This is a genomic window from Paenibacillus sp. 2RAB27 (genome assembly GCF_052115445.1).
Lineage (GTDB): Bacteria > Bacillota > Bacilli > Paenibacillales > NBRC-103111 > Paenibacillus_E.
In genome coordinates this window covers 476,508-501,436 of sequence record NZ_JBFRGR010000002.1, presented here as the reverse complement: position 1 = coordinate 501,436, position 24,929 = coordinate 476,508, and the positions used below count along the sequence as shown (strand labels likewise).

The following is a 24,929-nucleotide window of genomic DNA, read 5'->3' as shown; positions in this document are numbered from 1 at the left end:
GTCCGCGAATGCGTTGGACGATTTCGTGCACCAGGTCAAGGCGCAAAGCGGTAAGCATTTGACAAGCCAGGCGGCGCAATATTTACTGCGTGATGCCAACTATTTGTTATCCCGACCATAAGGTTGAATAGAGTATAGCGTCATTCGGAGCCGGCACAAGGCAGCGTATTGATAATTTTTGGAAAAAAAGCGCTTCCCGTGAAGTGCTTTTTTCTTCGTATTTTTGTGCATACTACGAAAGAAAACTCATTATGAATAGGAGTAACTCAAGTGAACATGGATGAACTCATCGTGGAACAGATCAAGAAACAGGCTGTGCCTTTGAACAGTACAGATGATTTAGATGTATTAATCGAAGCGATTGGCGATAAAAAGTATGTTTTACTTGGTGAGGCCACGCATGGTACTTCCGAATTTTATAAGCTTCGCATGGAGTTGAGCCGTAAATTGATTGAGACGAAGGGATTTTCTTTTATAGCAGTTGAAGGGGATTGGCCTTCCTGCTATGAGGTTAACCGGTATGTCAAGCAGTACAAGGATGCGAAGCCAAACGCCCGTGCTGTTATGGAAGGGTTCAATCGCTGGCCAACATGGATGTGGGCAAATGAAGAAGTTGGGGAATTAATGGATTGGTTAAAAAAGCATAATGAAGACAAATCGATGGCGCAGCGCGTCGGTTTTTATGGACTTGACGTTTATAGTTTATGGGAGTCATTGGAAGAAATCGAACGCTACTTGCACGAAAAAGGCACACCTGAGCAGTTAGCTTTAGCCCGTAAAGCCTTTGAGTGCTTCGATTCCTATGATAAAGAGGGGCAAAACTACGGAGTTTCTGCGGCTTTCTACGGCGAGAGCTGTAAGGACGATGTCGTGAAGTTGCTGAAGGAGCTTCACGTGAAACGAGTGCGGTACGACGAAGACAGCGAAGCCGCCCTTAGTGCAGAAATAAACGCGCTTGTTGCCGTAAATGCGGAGGATTATTACAGCACCATGGTCAAGCATGACGCGGAATCGTGGAACGTCCGCGACCGACACATGGTCGAGGCACTGCGCCGCCTCGCCATCCATCACGGCTCAGACGCCAAAGTTATCGTCTGGGAGCATAACACGCACATTGGCGATGCGCGTGCAACCGATATGCTGAACGACGACATGATCAACGTCGGCCAGCTTGTGCGCGAAGCGCACGGCGAAGCCGATGTGTGTGCCATCGGCTTCGGCACTTACCGCGGCACCGTCATTGCCGCGAAATCTTGGGGCGCGCCGATGGCGACGATGCAAGTGCCCGCTGCACAGCAGGGCAGCTGGGAAGAGCTCATGCATCGCGCTGGCGCATATGATCAGATCCTCCTGCTAAGCAAGGAGGATCCGTTACTCGGGCACGAGGTGCTGGGGCACCGTGCCATCGGTGTCGTGTACCGCCCCACTGCTGAGCGAGGGAACTACGTTCCCTCTGTGATGGCTCGGCGGTACGACGCCTTCGTGCATGTGGACGAAAGCCATGCGCTTCGTCCGTTAACTATAGAAAAAGTGCTTGTGTGAACACAAGCACTTTTTCTTATACACTGGTAACCTTAAGTAGGTGACCGGCGTTTTCATAATTTAGCGTTTCGGCATTGTGCTCTCATCCATGAACAGCAGGTTTCAGTGGCGACCGTCCAGGTCGGCAAATCCTGCGCCGTACATCCAGCCGTCAATTTCACTCGGCTTGCCAAAGATGCTTCCTCCGGCAAACTCTACTTTTTGAATAAAGGTATCTACTTCTTTTCTGCTTTCAGCGCCAATGGAAAATATTACTTCTGAGCTTTGGACTATATCCGGCATGTTTTCTGTAAGGAAGTAGGCATGCTTTTTGACGAATACCTTGCCCAGTACCGGGTACGGATTGCGAAAAAGTGGTTGACGGAGACGAGCATGAAGATTTCGGACATTGCCGAAAAACTTCAATACAATAATTCACAGAACTTTATCCGGTATTTCCGGAAGATGGAGGGTATGACTCCGGGGCAGTATCGCAACTCGGTAGACATTAGCGCAGCGGATCAGTAACTGATCTAGCTGCGTTTTTTTGTCTTTTCGCTTCCCTTACAGAGCTGTCATGGAATATGAAGCAGACGCTCAGGATTGTTGCTTGGGCAGTCACTTAACGGATATAACCGTCTCGACTTTTAGGTTTCTGTGCGAGTGGGCCTGAAATTCATCCCTTCGAGATTTTTATGCTATAATGTACCCGATTAACAGCAGGAGATGATAACTGGATGGTGCTGCGCAAGATATATCGGAATTATTTGCAAAATAATTTGTTTATGAGGCTGCTGCTCCTCTTTTCGATGATTACGGTTCTAACGATTATTTCGTTTTCTTATTTTATGTACTACTCGATGTCTCAAGCGGCGATCAATCGAGAGTTGGATATCCAGAAGAAAGCGCTGACGAACGTTAACAATTATTTGGGTGGAAAATATGATTCAGCCCAGTCCATCCTGTTTGGCCTCTATCGGGATAGCTCGCTGGCTTCGGGTGTATCTTTTATGCTGCAACACCCTTTTCAAGAATATGTCCAGCACGGTTTGGAGCAGTATAATTTAGGCGGCAACAGCATGTGGAGCGATGGGCTGCAATATTTTAAAAATCAGGTGGAAGACAACAAAGATATCCGTAATTTGCTGTTATACAGCGAGGATCAGCAGACGTTATATGCGCTGGGGCAAAATGGGCAGATGAAATTCGTTCCCACCAATCGCGCTCGCTCTTATATCCCGGATGTGATGGCTCTCGAAAGCAAGAGTGTGGAACTGCCAAATATTTGGGTGCGTGAAGCGATCGGACAATGGGATCCCAACCTTTATGCGATTCGAACGCCAATCACGGACAAGTTAACGCTGAAGACGATTGGCCAGCAGGTCGTTTATTTTAGTACGGATGGGATTTGGAAGATTTTGCAGAACGATAAGGATGAGCTGAAAGGGATGATTCTTGTATTGGCACCGGACGGCGGTGTGCTGTTCGATTCTTCGAATCAATACGTTGGGAAGATCTATCCACATATGGATCAAATCAATGCGATGTATGAGAATAGTGGTTCCAGCCAAGGCGACTATGTGACGAAGCTCACGCAAAGCAAGGGAAATTTCAGCACGGTCAGCATCATCCCCCGCAAAGAGCTGGATGCTTCCTCAAAGAAAATCGGCAGTATGATTTTCCTCATCAGTGCGATATGTATCTTTTTCGCCATCCTGATTCCGTTCCTTGTCGTGATGAGTGTCGCCAAGCGGACCAATCAAATCATCCGATTCACGAGAAAGGTAAAGCAAGGCGATCTTAGTGTGCGGATACCCGATGTGCGGGAGGATGAGATCGGGCAAATATCACGGAGCTTTAACGAGATGATTGAGGAATTGAACCTCTATATTGATCGGGTGTATAAGGCGAACATTAAGCAAAAACAGACGGAACTAACGGCACTGCAAGCTAGGGTGAATCCTCATTTCCTCTACAATACGCTGGAAGTGATTCGGATGCGGGCAATCTCGCAAGGCGCACATGACGTTGGGGAAATGATCTACAGCTTATCGGCGCTGTTCCGAAGTTTTGTCCAACAGAAGAAAATCTATACACTCAAACATGAGTTGGAAGCCTGTCGTCTGTATTTGGAACTATTTCAAATTCGATATAAGGATAAATTTACGTATGCCATGGATTGGGATCGACGGCTCGGGTCTGTGCGCGTGATGAAAATGTCGCTGCAACCGATCATTGAGAATTATATTGTGCATGGCTTGCGAAGCGAAAGCTCGGATAATGAGCTTCACATCCGAGTGAAGCAGGTAGAGGCGTTTCTACATGTGCAGATTGAAGACAACGGCAACGGGATTTCACCCCAGCGGCTCAATGAATTGACTTTATTTCTGCAAGATGAGGAATTGGAAGGGGAGTCTTTTGGGTTGCGAAGCATCAATCAACGGCTTAAACTGCTGTATGGCAGTGAATACGGCTTGAAATTACATAGCCAACCAGGCCAAGGAACAACCATTGATATCTGGTTGCCGATGGACGGTGGAACGGAGGTGGACGATGTTTAGGGTCTTTCTTGCGGACGATGAACCTTTCATTATCGAAGGGTTGTATGACATTATTGATTGGGCGGAAGTTGGTTTGGAAATTGTGGGGCATGCCAGCAATGGACAGAAGGCTTTAGACGCTTTGCAGGAAACATCCGTCGATATTTTGGTGACAGACATTTCCATGCCGATTATGAATGGGCTGGATTTGATTCGGCACGCGAGAGCGGTTCACCCGGAATTGAAAGTGATCGTGCTCAGTGGATTCGATGAGTTTGCTTATTTGAAAGAGGGCATGCAGCTAGGCATCGAAAATTACTTGCTCAAGCCCATTAACATCCAAGAACTCAAGTCGTCCCTGCAAAATACCGTTGAGAAGCTGAATACCATGAACGAGACACAGTTGGTCCAGGCATACAGCAAGCAAATATTGAAGGACAACACGCTGCATCGTTGGTTGACGCAACAGATTGCGCCGCTGGAGTTCTATGAGCGTGCAGAACTTCTAGGCATCAACTTAGCAAGCGCCTATATGGTCGCGGCCGTTCTGCGAATGCCTATTGATGCAGATAAGGGCTTGGAATTTATCACTAGCCGGCTGGATGTCTACGAATGGGTAACCGTTTTCCGCGATCTGGACGGAGATATCTTGCTGCTTGCGTCCATGGATCACATGGAAGAGGGCAAAAAAGAACTGATAGCACTACTTCATCAGCTTCATACCGCGTTTCAAGACCAATCGGTTCGCATCTCGATAGGGACCGTCGGTCACCTGCCGGATGGCGTCGCGCAAAGCTATGAAGCCGCCAAAAAAGCACAGGAGTATTTCTGGATTTATCCTGAACTGCCAATTATTGATTATCAGGAGTTGGCTATGCATCAAGACAATCCCAAGGTGGATTTCTCGATCATTGATTGGCCGGCTTATGCGAAGCTAATTATTGCCAAAGATATAGAAAATCTGCGTGCATGCATTCATAGCGACTTCAAGCGAATTCAAGCCTTGCCGGGAATTACGCCACACGATTTTCAGAATATCGCCTTTGAGATGGTTATACATTTCAAGTTGGAAATCAAAGCAATCCGCCATACCGAAGAACTAGAGGTGTATCATCTTGCCTTTGACCAGATTCGCGAGGCGGTCGCGCTGGAAGAACTGGAAGCTGCCATCCTGGAGATTGCCGAGACGACAGTTGGCTTTTTGATTTCGGACGTTCGAAGTCCGATTGTGCAGCAGGTGTTGAAATATGTGCAGCAGTCCTATGCGGAGGAGCTCTCACTCAAAATGCTTGGCGCTCACTACCACATCCATCCTGTTTACTTAGGGCAATTGTTTCAGAAAGAAATCAATGAGACATTCACGGAGTATATGAACCGTTTCCGGGTTGAGAAGGCGAAAGAACTGCTCAAGACAACGCATGCGAAGGTTCATCAGATTGCCAAAGAGGTAGGTTACTCCGAATTGGGTTACTTTTATAAACAATTCAAAAAATATGTCGGTATTTCGCCAACGGATTATCGTGGACTGCTCTAGGGAAACTTAGAAGCAGTCTTTTTTTTGCGAAAATGATTTGATAGCGTTTTTTTCTTTATTTTAGACAGGGTTCATTTAGTTTATCGTCTATTTGTAATTGCTTTCATGCAGTACTGTAAATATAGCCCCTACGGGCGTAGAAAACGAGTATTCACTTGGGAGGACTCAAAAAATGAGAAAAATGAAAAAAAACTTGGTCACTACACTAGGATTAACCTTAGCTGTATCCTTGACGCTTAGCGCTTGTGGCAGCAAAGATGCCGATGATGCGAAAGGGAATGCGGCAGCGAATAAACCCGTTGAATTAATTTGGTATACAATCGGAACGCCACAGAAAGATGTGGAGCGCGTTATGGCTGAAGTCAGCAAGTACACTGCGGAGAAAATCGGTGTTACGGTGAAGATGAATATGACGGATTGGGGCGATTATGCTCAAAAAATGCAAGTAATGACCGCTTCCGGCACACCTATGGATATTATGTTCACGTCTTCATGGGCATTTGATTATGTGCAAAATGCGCGTAAAGGCGCATTCAAGCCAATTGACGAGCTGCTGCAAAAAAATGGACAAGGCATAGTCAAAGCATTGGACCCTGCTTTCCTTAACGGCTCCAAAGTTGATGGACATAATTACGGTGTTCCAGCTAATAAAGAGCTGCCAGCACAAGACGTATGGCGCTTCAACAAAAACCTGGCTGATAAATATAACCTCAGTCTAGATAACGTGAAATCGCTGGAAAGCCTAGAGCCGCTTCTTTCAGTAATTAAAGCCAAAGAGCCGAACACTTACGGATTGGCTGTTGATAAAAACTACATGCCTTATGTGCCATATGACTACATCATTGAGAAAATGCCAATGGCTGTTAGCGTAGACAATAAAGATTTGAAAGTCGTTAACATTCTAGATACACCGGAAATGAAACAAGCATTGAAAACAATGAATAAATATTACAAAGCCGGCTACATTCCAACGGAAGCGTCCACGCTGACATCATTGAATGATGTACAAGTGACGGGCAAGTGGTTCTCCGATAAAGCGACCAATCAACCTTTCGCGGACAACCTTTGGTCAGCAAGCTATGGATACCCCGTTGTATCCAAACCAGCAAGCCCAGCTTTAATTTATAACTGGTCCGTTATGGGCTCCATGCAAGCGATCTCGGCCAACTCCAAATATCCGGAAAAAGCGATGGAATTCCTGAACCTACTCAACACGGATCCTGTACTTCGCAACATGGTCGATTCCGGTATTGAAGGCGAGCACTACAAAAAAGTCGGCAACGACACAATGGAAAACTTACCGGCATCCAAAAACTATGATATGCCTACATTCTCCCTTGGTAATGTGTTGTTGACATACAGAGATGTCAAAGACCCTGAGAACAAATGGGAAGAATTCAAGAAATTTAACGATACAGGCGTACCTGCGCCGCTGCTTGGCTTTAACTTCGATCCTACCAAAGTAATCAACGAAATCGCCGCTGTACAGAACGTGAAAGAAGAGTTCTGGGCAACACTTATGACGGGTACCGTTGATCCAGATAAATACATTCTGCTTGCTAACGAGAAATTCAAAGCAGCCGGACTGGATAAAATTATGGCGGAAGCACAAAGTCAAATTGACGCGTGGAAAGCAGCTAACAAAAAATAGAGGCAAGTTTAAAGATGAGGTGAATGTTCTGCATTCACCTGATCTTTGTCTAAATATCAGCGAAGGGGTGATTGTATGAACAGAATAGGAACTTTTTTCAAAGATGTTAAACAAAGCAGAGTGCTGCTGCTCATGGCATTACCAGCAACACTTTGGTTCCTGTTCTTCTCTTATTTACCGATGGCAGGCATGGTTATTGCTTTCAAGCAGTACCGTTACAGCCGTGATGGTTTTTGGGCAAGTATTGTGGAGAGCAAGTGGGTTGGCTTACAGAACTTCAAATTCCTTTTTAGTACGAACGATGCTTATATCATTACGCGCAACACCTTACTATACAATATTGTGTTTATAATTGCAGGTCTGGTGCTGTCCGTTGGACTCGCCATTGTGTTATCTGAAATTACGAATAAAAAGCTTGCTAAGCTTTATCAAACAGGTATGTTCATGCCCTATTTCTTATCTTGGGTCATCGTTGGCTATTTCGTATTCAGTTTCCTAAGTGTGGATAAAGGAATGCTTAATCATATACTTCCCTGGTTTGGCGTGGATCCGATTCGTTGGTACAACGACAAGACGTATTGGCCGCTTATCATTATTCTCGTTTACCTCTGGAAATCAGTCGGCTACAGCTCTGTTGTGTATTTGGCGGCGATCATGGGAATCGATAAATCGCTTTATGAAGCAGCCATGATTGACGGCGCGAGCAAATGGCAGCAAATCCGCAACATTACCTTCCCGATGTTAAAACCATTAATGACGATTCTGACGCTGCTGGCGATCGGACGAATTTTTTATGCAGACTTTGGCTTGTTCCTGCAAGTGCCTAGAGACTCCGGGACGTTATACTCCGTAACCAATGTTATCGATACGTACGTATACCGCGGCCTTAAATCTACGGGAGAGATCGGGATGAGTACAGCGGCTGGTTTGTATCAGTCCGTGATCGGCTTCATTCTCGTGATGACTTCGAACTATGTCGTTAGAAAATTTGATAAAGACAATGCACTCTTTTAACTGAGGATTGAGGAAAGGAGGAACTGATAATGAATGCTGTCAAAGCGATGAAAAAACAAGACTTTCATAAATTGCCGCCACTTTTGAATGTGTTCGCTCATGTGGCCGCGGGTCTTTTTACCATTGCCTGTGTTTTCCCGTTTCTGTTTGTGACGATTATTTCGTTCACCGATGAGAAATCTCTGAATACGAATGGATATCGCATCATCCCGGAGAAATGGAGCCTGGAAGCTTACCGTTATCTCTTCAAAGCAGGCGATCAATTGCTGATGTCCTATGGGGTCACCATCCTTGTGACGGTCGTAGGTACGCTAGTCAGCTTGATTCTGACCGCTACGTTCGCGTACGCGATTTCCCGAAAAAGCTTTAAATTCCGTAATTTCTTCGGTTTTTTCGCCTTTTTTACGATGCTCTTCAACGGTGGACTTGTGCCGACTTATATTGTCATGACGCAATTGCTCGGGCTCAAGGACTCCCTGTGGGCTTTGGTTCTGCCATTAGCGGGCAACGCCTTCTATATCATGATTATGCGTACTTTCTTTAGCACATCTGTACCGGATGCCATTATTGAATCGGGCAAAATGGACGGAGCCGGCGAATTCGGCATCTTCGTCAAGCTCGTGCTGCCGCTGTCCCTGCCAGGGCTCGCGACGATCGGGTTATTCAGTACTTTGGGGTACTGGAATGATTGGTTCAATGCGCTTCTGTACATCGACACGCCGAGCTTGGTGCCTCTGCAATCGATGCTGATGCGGATTGAGAATAGCATGCAGTTCCTGCTTCAGAACACGAGCAACCCGTCGGTTGGCATTGGCTTGCTGCAATCGCTGCCGCAGGATACGTCGCGGATGGCTATGGTTGTGCTTGCGACTGGACCGATTATATTCGCATATCCGTTCTTCCAGCGTTACTTCATTCAAGGCTTGACGATCGGTGCTGTAAAAGAGTAGTGCCCTAACCAACTTCGTAGATTATAGAAATGTGGAGGATTCACCGTGGAACAATTCAGACTGCCCAAAATTCCGATGCCCAAGCTAGAACTGCCACAAGCCATTCAAGATGTCTTGTTGGAAGCCGAAGAAAAGCTGGCGCATCGTCCTAAACTCCTGCAATTATTTAAAAATTGTTTTCCGAATACATTAGAAACAACAACCAAGTTGATGCCAGATGGCACCACGTTTGTAATCACGGGAGATATTCCGGCGTCCTGGCTGCGTGATTCTGTCGAACAGGTCATGCATTACGTGCCTTTTGCCAAAGAAGATAGGGATCTTCAACGCATCATTAGCGGTTTAATTAAACGTCATATTCAGTATATTCATATTGATCCGTATGCGAATGCGTTTAATGAGTCGGCCAATGATTGGCATTGGAACAAAGCAGACCAAACAGAGATGTCGCCATGGGTATGGGAGCGTAAATTTGAGCTCGATTCCTTGTGTTTCTCGATGCGTCTGGCCTATGCGTATTGGAAGGAAACCGAATTGACGGATATCTTTGATGCTGGCTTTAAAGCAGCGATGGTTAAGATCTATGAGTTGTTCCAAACCGAGCAGCATCATTTTGAAAAGTCGCCTTACCGCTTTACCCGCAATAACGGGATACCAACCGATTCCCTCCGCAATCATGGCTTGGGCATGCCTGTGAATTATACGGGGATGGTGTGGTCAGGCTTCCGTTCCAGTGACGATGCGTGTGACTTTCATTACAACATTCCAGCGAATATGTTCGCGGTAGTCGCCCTTCGCCATATGCAAGAATTCGCGGAATGGGTATTCCGGGACATGGATTTCCTCGCACAACTCAAAGCGCTCGAAGCGGACATTGACCATGGCATTCAATTGTACGGGATTTATCGTCATCCGACATTTGGTCCTATTTATGCGTATGAAACAGACGGCTTCGGCAATTACTGCCTGATGGATGATGCCGGGACGCCGGGTCTTATGTCGATTCCTTACTTGGGCTATGTGACCGCGGACGATCCTATATATCAAAACACAAGACGCTTTGCGCTTAGCAAAGAGAACCCGTTCTATTTTGAAGGCAAGGTGGCTCGAGGCATCGGCAGTCCGCATACGCCGGACGACTACATTTGGCATATGGCTCTGTCCATGCAAGGCATTACGGCATCGACGGCGGAAGAGAAGCTAGAGATGATCGCGATGCTGGAAGCGACAGATGCGGATACGGGATTCATGCATGAAGGTTTTCACGTCGATGACCCAACGATTTTCACGCGCAAATGGTTTGCGTGGTCGAACAGCCTGTTCTCTCAATTGGTTTATCAAGCGATGAAGGATGGTCTTCTATGAGTCGTCCGGTCCTTATCTTCCATGAACCCGGATTCCCGAGCAGTTCGTTTAGCGATGTGCAAATCGAGCAATTGATGGCGCAAGGGGCGGTTGTAGTAGGTGCCCATGCACTTGCAGAGGCATTAATATCAGCAGTTGGCGGATGTTTCGTCAATTTGCATGCGCCGTATTTTCCGAAAGCGGCGTGGCCTGAGATTCTGGCGTTCTTGCAGCGCGGGGGCGGCCTGCTGAGTGTTGGCGGCGCAGCCTTCAAGCGTCCTGTCCGCTGGGAAGATGAGAATTGGCATGTGGAATCTGAGCAGACGGGCTACCACCAGCAGCTGCATATTCATGAAATCATGCGAGTTGAAGGAACGCCAATCCGTTCCAATATCGCGTTAGAAACGTTACCGCTGCTGCAAGGGCAAGAGTCTTTATTCGCGTTTGCGGATACTTGGAATATGGTGCCGCATACGACGCGAGACAGTGATTTGCCTCATCAGATGGGTGCGGCAGGTACGATGAGCACGCAAATTTATCCGTTGCTGAAAAGCATCGGCAAGACTGGCCGCGAAGTAGCGGCTCCTGTCGTCCTATGGGAGAATTCGCGCGGTGCGTTTATCGGTTCGCGTTGGATGTTCGTCAATGTGCCGCTGAGTCCCTCGTTTTGGAGCGAAGGCGGCGCGCAGAAATTGGTCCAATGGGCGAAATTCTGTGCGAGCGGTGTGACTGAATTGTGGATCAAGCCGAATTATGCCAGCTATGAACCTGGCGAGCACGCGATGCTGACGATTCAGACGCAACGAATTGGGGATAAAGATGCCGCTAAGACGTGGACACTGGATCTTCGGGTCGAACATGAAAAAGCTACACAAGATGCTTGGACGCATCGTCTAATCGTTCAAGTCAACAAAGAATTTAATGTGGTGCGCATTCCGGTACCGATGGATATACAGCGTGGCTTGTATCGCGTAACGTGCAAAGCAGTCTCAGAGGACGGCGAGCTCCGCTTGCTTCGTCAAGGATTCTGGGGGCACGATGCTGGGCTCCTCGCAGATGGTCAGCCCATCACTTGCGGACGCGATTATTTCATCAAGGATGGTCGTCCATTACCCGTAGTTGGCATGACGTACATGACGTCGGATGTCGCTCGCAAATTCTTATTCCTGCCGAATAGCGATGTCTGGGATCGGGATATGGCCCAAATGGCCAAAGCAGGCATTAACTGGATTCGTACGGGCATTTGGACAGCCTACCGCAATATCATGCAGGTGGATGGCCATGCTTCGGAAGAAGTATTGAGAGCCATTGATGCCTTCCTACTGACGGCCAAAAAACATCAACTGCAGGTGACGTTTACCTTCTTCTCCTTCACACCTGAAACTTGGGAAGGGGTTAATCCCTATCTCGATCCGCAAAGTGTGGAAGCTCAAAAGCGGTTTATTCGCTCCATCGTTTCCCGACATCAGGCGACGACCCATGTGGATTGGGACCTGATCAACGAGCCGTCGATGTTCGATCCAGCTCAGATTTTCTCGGATGGACCTCGTTCCAGTCGAGATAAGTATGAGAAAGAAGCTTTCATTGCGTGGCTCAAGCAGCGTCATGAGAGCATCGAACTGCTGCAAGAACGCTGGAATATGACGCCTATGCAGCTTCCGAATTATGAAGCGGCTGTCATTCCGGAGGCGGCTGACATCAATTTCGATGTGCAGGACATGCACCGGGCGAAAAAGGGGTCACGCTGGCTGGATTACTGCTTATTCTCGATGGAGATGCACAACCAGTGGGCCAAACAGCTCTATGACACAATCAAAGAAATCGTACCTGGGCATCTCGTTGTGGTAGGCCAGGATGAAGCGCTTGGCGCGCAGCGGCCTTCACCGCTTTTCTACGAAGAAGCGGTAGATTACACAACTGTCCATTCGTGGTGGTTGAACGATAACCTCGTTTGGGATGGCATCTTTGCCAAAACAGCCAACAAACCGAATGTAGTTCAAGAGACCGGTATTATGTATGTAGAGACCCCGGATGGACGTGCTAAACGTTCGGAGATCGAGCTGCGCAGCATGTTGGAGCGCAAATATGCTTACGCCTTTGCAACCGGAGGCGCAGGAGCTATTCATTGGATTTGGAACACCAATTTCTATATGGATAACGCAAACGAGTCGCACATCGGAGCTCTTCGTGCCGATGGCACGGAGAAACCGGAAGCGGATGTATCGTATGAATTCGGCCGCTTCATGGCCGAGATCAGAGATTTATTCGAGGAGCGGGAGCTGGAAGATATTGTGGCTGTATTCCCTTATTCGAATGATTTTTCCAATCGGAAACTGGCGTTCGATGCAACGACATCAATGACTCGTGTGCTGTCATACGAGATGAAGCTGCCGTTCCGCGCGGCTTCGGAATATCATTTGGAGGCGCTGGAGCAGCAACCGGCGAAGCTGATTGTGCTCCCAAGCGCGCATAATCTGGATGAACAAGCATGGAATAAGCTTATCGATATTGTGAAGCGCACGGGTGCGACATTATTGGCTACAGGTCCAATCAGTCTGGACGCGTATTGGAAGCAAAAGCCGAGGCTCATTGAAGAGCTGGGTGAAGCAGAACTTCACAATGTACGCCGTGAAGAAATGCTTGAGCTGGAAGGCACTTCGCTTCATGTCTCCTATAGTCGGCGCCGAATTGCTGAAACGTTGAAAGAAGTACGGCTTGGAGGTTTGGGAGCGAAGTCAAGCGCTGCTGGGGATCGTGTTGTCGATCTTCCTCTAGGCAATGGCCGATTGATTTGGAGTCCGCTGCCAGTGGAAGTAAACGACCGGATGGACACGGTAGCGGCACTTTACCGATATGCCGTGAATGCTGCAGGTTGCAACAACAGCAGCGGATTGCAGTGGCTTCAAGGCGATATCGCAGGGGTTTACGGAAGTAAGCTGCGTTTCAAGGGCGGTTTCTTGTATGTATTTGTTTCCGAGTTTGCCTGGGATGTGACGGTAAAAGTTCGGGATACCGATAGTGATACGACGTATGCGTTCACTCTGGAGAAAGAGCGTTCTGTGCTCTTTGCCGCAGATAAACGGGGGCAAGTGATTTCCATTTACCGCCCAGATGAAGTCCATATTGAAAGGAGCTAACCCATGAGTACCAAGCGAACGGCTCATATCATTTCCCATACCCATTGGGATCGGGAGTGGTATTTACCTTATGAGAAGCACCATGTGCGTCTAGTTAAACTCGTAGATACGTTATTAGATAAAATGGATCAAGATGCGAATTATCGCAGTTTCTTTCTGGATGGGCAGACGATTATTCTGGAGGATTACTTGCAGGTTAGACCCGAGCAGAAGGATCGCCTAAGCAAATTAATTCGGGATGGCCGTATTCTCATCGGACCTTGGTATATTTTGCAAGATGCCTTCTTGACGAGCGGAGAAGCCAATGTCCGCAATATGCAGATTGGACATCAAGATGCGAAAGCGTATGGCGATGTTTCGAAAATCGGTTATTTTCCCGACACATTCGGCTTAGTCGGGCAGACGCCGCAATTGATGCAGCAGTCCGGTATCACGAATGCCTTATTCGGCAGAGGCGTGAAGCCGACGGGTTTCAATAACACGGTTTCCGACGGTGATTTTGAATCCTCCTTCTCGGAGCTGATCTGGGAGGGGCCAGATGGTTCCCAAGTGCTGGGCATTCTATTTGCCAACTGGTATTCCAATGGCAATGAGATCCCCGTTGACAAGGAAGAAGCAAAAGCATACTGGGAACGTAAACTTGGAGACGCTGAGAAATATGCTTCCACGGGCGAACTGCTCTTCATGAATGGTTGTGATCATCAGCCTGTTCAGTTGGATCTGCCGGAAGCGATTCAAGCTGCGAGCGAGCTTTTCCCGGATACAACCTTTGTTCATTCGAACTTTAATGATTACTTGGCGGCCGTTCAGCGCTCAGGGAAGCAGGTACTTTCGACGGTCAAAGGTGAACTTCGCAGCCAGCGGACGGACGGGTGGTCTACGCTTGTCAATACAGCTTCGGCGCGCGTGTACTTGAAACAGATGAATCAGCTCGGACAAGCGATGTTGGAGAAAGTGGCAGAGCCGCTGGCGGCTTTCGCCCATGTCTGTAAAGTCGGGGAGAAGTACCCGCATCATCTGTTCACTTATGCCTGGAAAACCTTAATGCAAAACCATCCGCATGACAGCATCTGCGGCTGCTCCGTGGATGAAGTGCACCGTGAAATGGTCACGCGCTTCGATAAGAGCCGTCATGTTGCTGAAGCCATTATTGATGACAGCAAGCAAGCCATTGCGGACGCGATCGATACGTCTGACTTTACACTGGCGGGTGAAGGTGCACTGCCCGTAGTCGTGTTTAATACGTCGGGTTGGGAACGCACGGGGGTTGTAACTATTGAAATGGATGCTTTACGCCTCTATTTCCGAGATGGCTATACGCTGGAAGAAGCAAGCGCTTTTGCCAAAGCGGTAGATCTCACAGGACGAGTACTCGTGGATGCGTCTTCGCAGCCTCTCCCATGCACAGTCGAGGATCTCGGCTTGCAATTCGGTTATGATTTGCCGGACGACAAGTTCCGTCAGCCGTATATGTGCCGAAAAGTAAGATTGACGTTCGAAGCAGACAAGGTACCAGCACTAGGCTTGAAAACTTACGCTTGGGTGAAGAGGCAAACAGAATTGGCGAATTCCTCGTTGTTCACAGATGAGCGGGTTATGGAAAATGCAGCGATCAAGATTGAAATCGCGGATAACGGTTCATTCACGCTGACGGATAAGAAGAACGGCCGCACGTACCTGGATTTGGGGGTATACGAGAATGTTGGAGATATTGGCAACGAGTACATGTTCCGTCAACCGGATGGCGAAAAGCCGTTGACAACGAGCGGATTACAAGCTCAAATCCGTGTGCTCCAAGATACGGCCTACCAAGCTTCCGTCGAAATCGTCCATGATTGGGAAATCCCTGCATCGGGCGACGACATGCTGGACGTTGAACAACGTGACTTGGTTTACTATCCGCATCGCAAAGCACAGCGTTCAACGCGCATGATTCCGATGCGGATCCGCACGGAGGTTAGCTTGAGTCGAAGCGGACAAGGGGTAGAGATCGAGTCATCATTCAACAACCAAGCGATGGATCATCGTCTGCGGATGTTATTCCCAACCGATCTGACTGCGCAAACGCATCATGTTGATTCGATGTTTGAAGTCGTGCAACGCGATAATACGCCAGCCGCAGAGTGGGAAAACCCAAGTAATACGCAGCATCAACAGGCATTCGTTGATGTCAGCGAAGCGGGGGCGGGCTTGGTCGTTGCCAATCTCGGATTGAACGAATACGAAGTTCTTAGCGATGGGCGGAATACGATCGCCGTTACGCTTCTACGCGCGGTTGGCGAACTCGGCGATTGGGGCCTATTCCCGACTCCTGAGGCTCAGTGTCTGGGTGAACATACGGTACGATTGGCGATCTTCCCGCACACTGGTGAAGGTGCACAATACGAAGCCTTTACGGCTGCCTACCTGTTTCAAATTCCTTGGACAGTGGCACAAACCGGCATCCATTATGGTCGAATTGCTTCCACATTTGCTCCTTTCCAATGGGAAGGGGAAGGTCTGGCTTTATCCTCGATGAAAATGAATGAAGCATCAGGTGATGTGCTGCTTCGTTGGTATAACATGCGTTCACAGCAAGCGGAGGTTAAGGTCCGTACGCAACTTCCCCAGCAGAATTTCTATAAGAGCACGATCTTGGAAACACAAGGCGAGCGTTTGGCCGTGGAGGCAGACGGCGGCTTGACGTTGCCAGTGGGTTCCTGTGAGATCGTGACGATCGGGATTCAGCGGTAGTCGTTACCAGCTTGCAAAGACATGATTAGCTTAGGCTATTCTGGTCGAAATCGTACAAACAGAAAGTCGGAAACGGAGTAGCAAGTGACCAAGCAAAGTCACTATAATTAATATATTCTACTTGTTAAGTTGAGAAGCCAGCAGACTGCTGGCTTCTTTAATTCGTTCATTCAGTCAATAATGATTAGAGAAGAATATGAAAAGGGGGAGCAATTATGACAGGCCGATTTTTTCGAATTCCTTTCAATTCCATTCGTTTCAAGCTGATCGTCGGCTTGGTGTTGATCACAGTGCCGTTAAGCTTGCTGCTCATTTATACCAACTACTATGCGATCGGCGTTGTTCGGAGTCAAGTGGCTGATTCCAACAAAAAAATGATGTCTTTGTATATGGGACAAATCGATGAACAATTAAGGTTCGCAGAATCGAATTTAATGGGCCTGACGATCGCCGAAGCTGACTTCACCGGCATTGAGAACAAGGTTTCGGAGAGTGACCGCATCTTCGCTTTAAGCAGATTATCTAAACGAATTACCGAAAATATATTGAATTTCAAATCGGTGGACGGCTTTTTTATTTATTCCTCTCCTAATCAATATTATATGAATGCATTTTCGGAAGTTACGAATTATGCGGAACGAGAATCGGTCAGAAACTTTATTGAGGATGAAACCGGAAAGGCAACGCCCAATTTACCGATCAATCGTTGGTACGTACAGGAAATAGGGGAGAAATATTACTTGCTGCGTACGATCAAGGTGAGCAATACGTATGTGGGTACATGGATATTGATCGACAATTTAATGGTACCGCTAAATCTCATCGGACTTGGAGAAAAAGGGGTGGCCCTATTTACGACGAATGAGGGTGTGCCTTTGGTGAATGCGGAAATTGTTAGAGATAATCGGCTAGATGTAAGTAAAAATATTCAACACTATTATTTAACCGGAGACCATAATCGTTATTTGGTAGTCGGCGAAAAGTCGGCTGTGGGGGATTTCAACCTAATTGCGCTTATACCGGATGAACAAATATTAAAAAATCTTCCTATCCTCCGAAACATTGTCAATTTCATTCTTATCGGAGTTTTCATTCTGTTGCCAGTCTGTTTGCTGCTTCTCCGAAAAACGTTGCTCATTCCGATCAATCGCCTGATTTCAGCGATGAAACGGATAAAGGACGGCAATTTGGACATGCGGATTCCATCGTTCAGGACATCTGATGAGTTTCAGCTTGTTTATGAAACCTTTAATACGATGATGTCACAAATTCAAGAATTACGGATTCATGTCTATGAAGAGCAGATGAACAAACAAAAGGCGGAGCTCCAGCATTTGCAGCTGCAAATCAATCCGCACTTTTATTTGAATTCACTTAATATTATGCACACGCTCGCTCGCGCCAAAAATTATGCGTTGATTGAAGAGATGGCGCTATGCTTAGTTGGCTATTTCCGCTATATGTTCCGAAGCAATCTGACTTTTGTTTCTGTGCAAGAAGAATTACAGCATGTTCGAAATTATTTGCGCATTCAGGAGCTGCGATTTCCTAGTCATTTACAGTGTACGATTCATGTTCCTGACTATTTGCTGCGCACCCCGATCCCGCCGCTCGTCGTCCAAACGTTTGTGGAAAATGCGATCAAGCATGCGGTAACGATGGACGAACCTGTTCTTTTGACAATCGATATGGAACTTGACGATGCGGCTGTAACTCCTACGCTCAAAATAACTATACAAGATACAGGGCCAGGTTTCCCGGAAGAAGTGTTGGTAGGCATTCGCAGCGGAGCCCAGATGACGAATACGCAAGGTGAGCATATCGGAATTTGGAATGTTCAACAAAGGCTGTTACTGCTGTACCAAAGCCGTGCTGACATTTCATTTGCTAATCAAGCTTCTGGAGGTGCTGTCATTGTCATTACGCTGCCGTTACAGCTGGATATGGGAAAAGGAGAGCGATTATAATGCAAATGCTCATTGTGGATGATGAAATTCTGTTCGTGGAAGGACTCAAATCAGATTTGCACTGGGAGACATTTGGGGTGGCAACCGTTCACACGGCTTATAATATTAGGCAAGCAAAGGAGATTTTTGAAGCTCATCCCATCGATATCATGCTTTGTGATATTGAAATGCCGCAAGGCAGCGGCCTAGAGCTTTTGACATGGGTACGGGAGCATTATCCGAAAACGGAATCGATCTTCTTAACATGTCATGCCGATTTCAAATTTGCGCAGCAAGCTATTCAGCTTGGCTGCTTCGATTATTTGCTGAAGCCCGTTGCACTTTCACAGTTGGAAGAGGTGATTGTGAAAGCAAAGGCAAAGATCAATAAAGAGAGTGAGCTTCAGCAATACAGTCGTTACGGGCAATTCTGGGTCCAGCATCAGCCGATCCTGATTGAGCGATTTTGGCTCGATATTTTGCATGAAACCATTCCGTCAAATCTAGAAGCTATACGAGAGTCTGCCGCGGAACGCAATATTCCTTTTTCAGAGGAAATGAGGTTTTTACCTGTTCTGATCAGTGTCCAGCGCTTTTATAAAGAGTTGAGTTTGCGCGATGAGAAGATTATGGAGTATGCCATTCAAAATAGCGCTGAGGAAATGATCGTTGAACACAAAGAAAAGGGACAAGTTCTGCTGCTGGGCAGCCGTAATCTGCTAGCGATCGTGTCTTGGGATCAAGAAGCAGAGCCAGAGATGAAGCTATTGAAACAAAAGTGTGAAGCCTTTATCTCATCCTGCAGGCAATTTTTCTATTGCGATATTTCATGTTATATCGGGAATCGGGCGTCGGGCGTCTGTACATGAACTGCCGTCCATGGTGCACAAGCTGACTCAGCTCGAGAAAAACAATGTTGCTTATAACAATACGGTGTTCATGCTATCCGGCCAAAAACAATCCTCCAAGCCTGTTACATTGCCCGATCTGCCTGTGTGGTCAGTCATGTTGAAAGAAGGTTCAATGTCAAAAGTATTATCAGAGGTTGAGCGATACTTGGAGAGCCTGATGCAAGCAGGGGAACTAGATGCGAAGGTATTGCATCAGTTTCATCACGATTTTCTGCAAATGTTGTATCACGTCATCATGCTGAAAGGCATTCAGGCACGAGAACTGTTAAGTGATGCTGAATCCATGGAACTTGCACCGCGTGCAACACGCTCCGTAACGGATACGCTTGCATGGATTAAGCACATTATGGAGAGATCACTTCAATACGTAAACACGGTTGAACAAACGCAATCCGTCGCAGAGCGTGTAAAGAATCATATTGCGATTCACTTGAATGAACAAGAGCTGTCACGCGAAGAAATCGCTAATCATGTCTATTTGAATCCGGATTATTTGGATCGCATCTTCAAGAAAGAAACCGGCATATCCGTTACTGAATATTTGGTTCAGGAGCGAATGGGGATGGCCAAGGAGCTGTTGTCCAAAAGCGGAATGTCGGTCAGCAGCATCGCCGTGCATGTCGGGTACTCGAATCTTGCGCATTTCTCCAAACGATTCAAAAGTGTGACAGGTATGAACCCGAATGATTATCGACAGCTGCATGGTCGGAATGGTACAAGCGGAAAGTCGAAAACGGAGTAGTGACTGTTTTACCGGGTACTTATAATGAAATTGTTCGGATAACAACAAATAAAAGGAGATAACCATGAAGAAAAGAATGAGTTTCTTAAGTTCAGTTATCGCATTGACGGTCGTGATTTCAGGTTGCAGTTCCGATAATGAGGCATCAAGCTCCAAGAAACAGGATGAAAAGAAGGCCGAAGCGCCAGTTGAGCTCACGGTGGCGATTCCTGTTAAAGGCGCAATTCCGAAAGATATGCAGCTGGTGAATGACGAGATTAACAAAATTGCCAAAGAGAAAATTAATACCACTATTAAGCTGCTGCCTATCAGTTACAGTGCCTATGTGAATCAAATGAATTTGATGATGACCGGTGGAGAAAAGCTCGATTTGATGGTGGTGTGGGGAGCATTTTACTCCAACTATGTTGCAAAAGGACAAGTACTGGCCCTTGATGATTTACTTGCCAAATATGGAAAAAATGTTTCAGAGTCGCTCGGCCCTGTATTTCTAAATGCACCCAAAGTGAAGGGGAAAATTTACGGCGTTCCGAGCATTCGTGATTTAGCGCAAGATTACGGCTTTATCATGAGAAAAGATTTAGTAACCAAATACAACATCGATTTGAGTAAAGTGAAAAAATTGGACGATCTTGAAAGTGTACTAAAAACACTCAAAGAAAATGAGCCGAGCATGGCTCCTATGACGAATAAGGCGAATACCTCCCTATACGGTACGTTCAGCACTAGAGATTCTTTGGGCGACGATTTAGGGGTGCTTCTGAATAATGGTCAAGACGAGCTGAAAGTCGTGAACTGGTACGAGACTCCAGATTATGCCAACATGGTGAAGCTCATGAGAAAATGGAACCAAGCCGGTTACGCGATTAAAGATGTCGTGACAAACAAAGAAAGTGAAAACACCATTATTAAAGCAGGTAAGGCAGCGGGGAATATCACGCACATGAAACCAGGCTTTGTTGAACAGCAATCCAAAATAATCGGAACTGAAATGACCGCGGTCAAGCTTGCGCCAGCAGCTGCGAATACAAGTACGGTAAATAGCGTGATGTGGGGGATTTCGCAAGGTTCCAAAAATCCGGATAAAGCTATGCAGTTCCTTAATCTCATGTACGCTGACAAAGATATTGTCAACTTATTCTCATGGGGGATCGAAGGTAAGCATTATGTCAAAAAGCAGGATGGTTTGATTGGCTACCCTGCAGGAGTGGATGAGAATAATACAGGTTACGCATTGAACCAAGGGTTTATGTTCGGTAATTCGTTCCTTGCCGATGTATGGGAAGGTAATGACAAGAATGTGTGGCAGGAAACGAGGAAGTTCAACGAGAGTGCTACCCGGTCAAAAGCGCTTGGGTTTACCTATGACAATTCTTCGGTGAAGACAGAAGTCGCTGCGGTTACAAATGTCGTAAATCAGTACCGATTGGGGCTGGAGGACGGAGCCTTCGATCCGGATAAAGAACTGCCTAAGTTCATTTCTGAGTTGAAAGCTGCCGGAATCGACAAAATTATTGCTGAAAAGCAAAAGCAGTTAGATGTTTGGGCCAAAGAAAATAACGTGAAATAAGCGGAATATCAATGAAATTCAGGAGGATATAATGGGAACTGCCTACAAGCAAAGAGCAGAGGAAATAGAGCGCAGAACGAACTTGCGTAATTTAGGTGGATATCGCACGGCAGATGGAAGGACAATCAAGCATAATCTATTGTTCCGCTCTGCAGAGTTGGCGGAAATGAATGAAACGGATATTGCATACCTGCAAGAAAACGGTTTGCGCTATATCTGCGATTTCCGTTCGGAAGGTGAACAAATAGCTAATCCCAACCCAGTTGTCGCTGGTGCAGAAGACATCCATATTTCCGTACTGGGTGGCGTTGTAAATCCACAGGAAATGTTTGAATTGATTATGAAAATGGACATATCTGAGTTCAAGGGAGATTGGCTGGAAAACGTGTATGTACAGTTTGTCTCTGATCCAATTGCTAAGGCTGCATATCGTCGATTTTTTGATCTGATACTGCAGGCAGAAGGCAGTCCGCTGCTTTGGCACTGTGCAGCAGGTAAAGACCGAACGGGATTTGCTGGAGCCATCTTGCTTCTTGCACTAGAAGTGCCTATGGAAACCGTTATGGAGGACTTCTTAAGAAGCAACAATAACCGGAAAGAAGCGATTGAGCACGTGCTTAGTTCGATTCAAGAGAAGCTTGGAGATGACAACAAGCTTGCCAAGGTTAGGGAAATGATGGCTGTCAAACAGGAGTACTTGACTACGGCACTAAACGAAATCAAAAAGAACTATGGGACGATGGAATCCTATATGGAAGAAGTGCTCGGCTTGACCTCAGAAGCGCGCGAAAATCTGAAAAGCATTTATTTAGAGTAAAGGTGAGAATGCCAAATAAGTCATATGAGAAGAGGGACGATACATGGTTGATTTGCATGCAAAACCTTTTCATCTAGACGATAATGGGATTGGATGGGTTAAGGACACTTTGGCCGCCATGGATCTTGCCGCCAAGGTAGGACAGCTGTTTTGTCCGATCGGATTCACCGAAGATAAGGAGCATCTAGCGAAGCTGACGCAAAAGATGAGAGTCGGCGGCATGATGTATCGACCTGGTCCCGGGGAGAAAGTTCAGGAAACACATCGCTATTTGCAGGAAACTTCGGAAATTCCGCTTCTTATTGCCGCCAATCTGGAAGCTGGGGGCAACGGCACCGCTGTAGATGGTACTTTTTTCGGCAAGCAACTACAAGTCGCAGCTACGGACAATACGGACATGGCTCGCAGGCTTGGCGTTATTGCTGCTCGAGAAGGCAGCGCAGTAGGTGTAAACTGGGCGTTTGCGCCAGTCGTGGATATCGACGTCAACTTTCGCAATCCAATTACGAATGTAAGAACGTTTGGGTCTGACCCAAAGCGCGTTGCTAGCATGAGCAAAGCTTATACGGCTGCAGTTCAGGGACATGGCGTAGCTGTTTCGATTAAGCATTTCCCAGGCGACGGCGTGGACGAGCGCGATCAGCACTTGTTAACATCGATCAATTCGTTATCGGTCGAAGAGTGGGACGCCACTTTTGGCCATGTGTATCAAGAATGCATTGATGCCGGAGCCATGAGCGTTATGGTTGGCCATATTGCTCATCCTGCTTACAGCAAGCAACTTCGTCCGGAGCTCAAAGATGCGGACATTATGCCGGCGACTTTGACGCCGGAGCTACTGAACGATCTGCTGCGAGGCAAGCTCGGATTCAATGGACTTATTACGACGGATGCTACGCCTATGGCCGGTTTTATGATAGCGATGAAGCGCGAGACAGCCGTTCCCGCTTCGATCGCTGCAGGTTGTGATATGTTCTTGTTTAATAAGAGTATTGAGGAAGATTTCTTCTTTATGATGAAAGGGATCGAGACGGGCATCTTGACCGTTGAGCGGCTGGATGAAGCGGTGACACGTATTCTCGGTGTTAAGGCTTCGCTTGGTCTGCATACAAAGAAGCGGGAGGGGACTCTTGTGCCTGGCGTAGAGGCGCTATCCGTTCTGAAGTGCAATGAGCATATGAGATGGGCCGGGGAATGTGCGGATCAGTCCGTTACACTTGTGAAGGACACGCAGCAATTACTGCCGATCAATCCAGAACGTCACAAGCGCATTCTACTCTTCTCTCTCGGGGGCGAGGAAGGCTTGTTCAAATCAACAAACATAGCGCCTTACTTTATCTCCAAACTAGAAGCGGAAGGCTTCGAGGTCCATATATTTGATACGAAAAGTTTCGATTTAAGGACGATGTTTGCTGGGGTGAAGGCGATGACGGATCAACATGACGTTGCTATTTACTTCTCCAATTTTGAGACTCACAGCAACCAAACGACTGTCCGGGTCAACTGGGCACCTCCTTTTGGCTTAGATATGCCATGGTTCATTCAGGAGCTGCCAACGATGTTTATTTCCGTAGCTAATCCGTACCACCTGCTGGACGTACCGCGTATACCAACGTTTATTAATGCGTATTCAGCCAGCGAGCATGTCGTGGACGCGATTATCGAGAAGCTGCTGGGACGCTCCGCTTTCAAGGGGATCAATCCTGTAGATCCATTCTGCGGCTTTTGGGATACACGTTTATAAGTATGAGGTGCAAGTTGGACTATGAAAAGGGGAATTTCTAACATGTCGATACTTGCCGTCATTTTTGATTTGGACGGTGTGCTTGTGCACACAGATCAGTATCACTACCAAGCATGGAAGCGAATGGCGGACGAAGAAGGCATTGCATTCGATGAGTCCGTAAACGACAGACTGCGTGGCATTAGCCGGATGGACAGCTTGGAAGTTATCCTTGAAAAGAGCAGCAGAACGTATACAAGTGCGGAAAAAGAAGTTTTGACTGAGAAGAAGAATGGCTACTATCGTGAACTACTGAATCGATTGACTCCCGGAGACGCGGCCCCTGGTTCTCACGAGATCATCGCTGCCTGCAAGCAGCAGGGAACGAAAGTCGCGATCGGATCATCGAGTCGGAATACGCCGATCATTCTAGAAAGGCTTGGCTTTACGCACTTGTTTGAAGCTGTGGCGGATGGTAATGAGATCGTTAACAGTAAGCCGGATCCCGAGGTATTTCTACTCGCGGCGAAAAAGCTTGCCATAGATCCCGAATGTTGTCTCGTCGTAGAAGATGCAGAGGCTGGTCTTATCGCTGCTAAGCGTGCTGGAATGAAGTCGGCCGCCATTGGTACTGTGATAAACAGCCCGACTACTGCTGACTACCGGCTTTATCGTTTGGAAGAGCTGACGGCTGTCATTTGGGGTTAAATAAACATAAAAGGAAGGGGCAGACGGCTCCTTCCTTTTTTATATATACAGCGTCTCGATTTTACCTAAGGAGAGATCTCTCATGATG

The 24,929-nt window shown here is 47.1% G+C and carries 17 protein-coding genes and 1 pseudogene; 17 read left to right on the top strand and 1 reads right to left on the bottom strand.

All coding sequences use genetic code 11. The features are described from left to right. Positions 1-276: 276 nt before the first annotated feature. A complete protein-coding gene (locus tag AB4114_RS04760; RefSeq protein WP_441987477.1) occupies positions 277-1,542 on the top strand; it encodes an erythromycin esterase family protein in 1,266 nt (421 codons plus the stop codon). A gap of 102 nt (positions 1,543-1,644) precedes the next feature. Here AB4114_RS04760 and AB4114_RS04755 read toward each other — a convergent pair whose 3' ends face one another. Beyond that, on the bottom strand, positions 1,645-1,824 hold the full coding sequence (locus AB4114_RS04755; RefSeq protein WP_441987481.1) for a VOC family protein: 180 nt from the start codon (positions 1,822-1,824) through the stop codon (positions 1,645-1,647). On the opposite strand from AB4114_RS04755, the pseudogene AB4114_RS04750 reads away from it, so the two are divergent. From AB4114_RS04750 to pgmB, 16 genes and pseudogenes are all read left to right on the top strand, one after another. After that, a pseudogene (locus AB4114_RS04750) lies at positions 1,813-2,049 on the top strand (helix-turn-helix domain-containing protein); the annotation flags it as partial. The gene AB4114_RS04755 and the pseudogene AB4114_RS04750 sit on opposite strands and share 12 nt — an antisense overlap. A 209-nt stretch (positions 2,050-2,258) precedes the next feature. Next, positions 2,259-4,082 carry a sensor histidine kinase gene (locus tag AB4114_RS04745; protein WP_441987383.1) on the top strand — a complete coding sequence of 608 codons (1,824 nt, stop codon included), beginning with the start codon at positions 2,259-2,261 and terminating at the stop codon, positions 4,080-4,082. Further along, the gene (locus AB4114_RS04740; protein WP_441987382.1) at positions 4,075-5,595 is read left to right on the top strand and encodes a response regulator; all 1,521 of its coding nucleotides are present in this window, start codon (positions 4,075-4,077) and stop codon (positions 5,593-5,595) included. Before AB4114_RS04745 ends, AB4114_RS04740 begins: the two co-directional genes overlap by 8 nt. 172 nt (positions 5,596-5,767) lie before the next feature. Next, positions 5,768-7,246 carry an ABC transporter substrate-binding protein gene (locus AB4114_RS04735; protein WP_441987381.1) on the top strand — a complete coding sequence of 493 codons (1,479 nt, stop codon included), beginning with the start codon at positions 5,768-5,770 and terminating at the stop codon, positions 7,244-7,246. 75 nt (positions 7,247-7,321) lie between these two features. Further along, complete coding sequence (locus AB4114_RS04730; protein ID WP_028553304.1) at positions 7,322-8,260, top strand: ABC transporter permease; 939 nt, start codon at positions 7,322-7,324, stop codon at positions 8,258-8,260. A gap of 29 nt (positions 8,261-8,289) precedes the next feature. Further along, positions 8,290-9,210: a carbohydrate ABC transporter permease gene (locus AB4114_RS04725; RefSeq protein WP_441987380.1), complete on the top strand. Its 921-nt coding sequence runs from the start codon at positions 8,290-8,292 to the stop codon at positions 9,208-9,210. A 45-nt stretch (positions 9,211-9,255) separates the two neighbouring features. After that, positions 9,256-10,575 carry a glycoside hydrolase family 125 protein gene (locus AB4114_RS04720; protein WP_441987379.1) on the top strand — a complete coding sequence of 440 codons (1,320 nt, stop codon included), beginning with the start codon at positions 9,256-9,258 and terminating at the stop codon, positions 10,573-10,575. Continuing rightward, a complete protein-coding gene (locus AB4114_RS04715) occupies positions 10,572-13,691 on the top strand; it encodes a beta-galactosidase (RefSeq protein WP_441987378.1) in 3,120 nt (1,039 codons plus the stop codon). The genes AB4114_RS04720 and AB4114_RS04715 overlap by 4 nt, the downstream gene beginning before the upstream one ends. Positions 13,692-13,694: 3 nt before the next feature. After that, positions 13,695-16,424, top strand: coding sequence for an alpha-mannosidase (locus AB4114_RS04710; RefSeq protein ID WP_441987377.1), 2,730 nt, complete (start codon positions 13,695-13,697; stop codon positions 16,422-16,424). Between the two features lie 215 nt (positions 16,425-16,639). Further along, positions 16,640-18,391 (top strand): sensor histidine kinase, encoded by a 1,752-nt coding sequence (locus AB4114_RS04705; protein WP_441987376.1) that lies wholly within the window; start codon positions 16,640-16,642, stop codon positions 18,389-18,391. Then, positions 18,391-19,239, top strand: coding sequence for a response regulator (locus AB4114_RS04700; protein ID WP_441987375.1), 849 nt, complete (start codon positions 18,391-18,393; stop codon positions 19,237-19,239). Before AB4114_RS04705 ends, AB4114_RS04700 begins: the two co-directional genes overlap by 1 nt. A 10-nt stretch (positions 19,240-19,249) precedes the next feature. After that, the gene (locus tag AB4114_RS04695; protein ID WP_441987374.1) at positions 19,250-20,023 is read left to right on the top strand and encodes a helix-turn-helix transcriptional regulator; all 774 of its coding nucleotides are present in this window, start codon (positions 19,250-19,252) and stop codon (positions 20,021-20,023) included. Positions 20,024-20,087: 64 nt separating this feature from the next. Beyond that, a complete protein-coding gene (locus AB4114_RS04690) occupies positions 20,088-21,593 on the top strand; it encodes an ABC transporter substrate-binding protein (RefSeq protein WP_441987373.1) in 1,506 nt (501 codons plus the stop codon). Between the two features lie 31 nt (positions 21,594-21,624). Then, a complete protein-coding gene (locus tag AB4114_RS04685; protein ID WP_441987372.1) occupies positions 21,625-22,410 on the top strand; it encodes a tyrosine-protein phosphatase in 786 nt (261 codons plus the stop codon). A 43-nt stretch (positions 22,411-22,453) separates the two neighbouring features. Next, the gene (locus tag AB4114_RS04680; RefSeq protein WP_441987371.1) at positions 22,454-24,154 is read left to right on the top strand and encodes a glycoside hydrolase family 3 protein; all 1,701 of its coding nucleotides are present in this window, start codon (positions 22,454-22,456) and stop codon (positions 24,152-24,154) included. 42 nt (positions 24,155-24,196) lie between these two features. Then, a complete protein-coding gene (gene pgmB / locus AB4114_RS04675; protein ID WP_441987370.1) occupies positions 24,197-24,841 on the top strand; it encodes a beta-phosphoglucomutase in 645 nt (214 codons plus the stop codon). Positions 24,842-24,929: the final 88 nt, after the last annotated feature.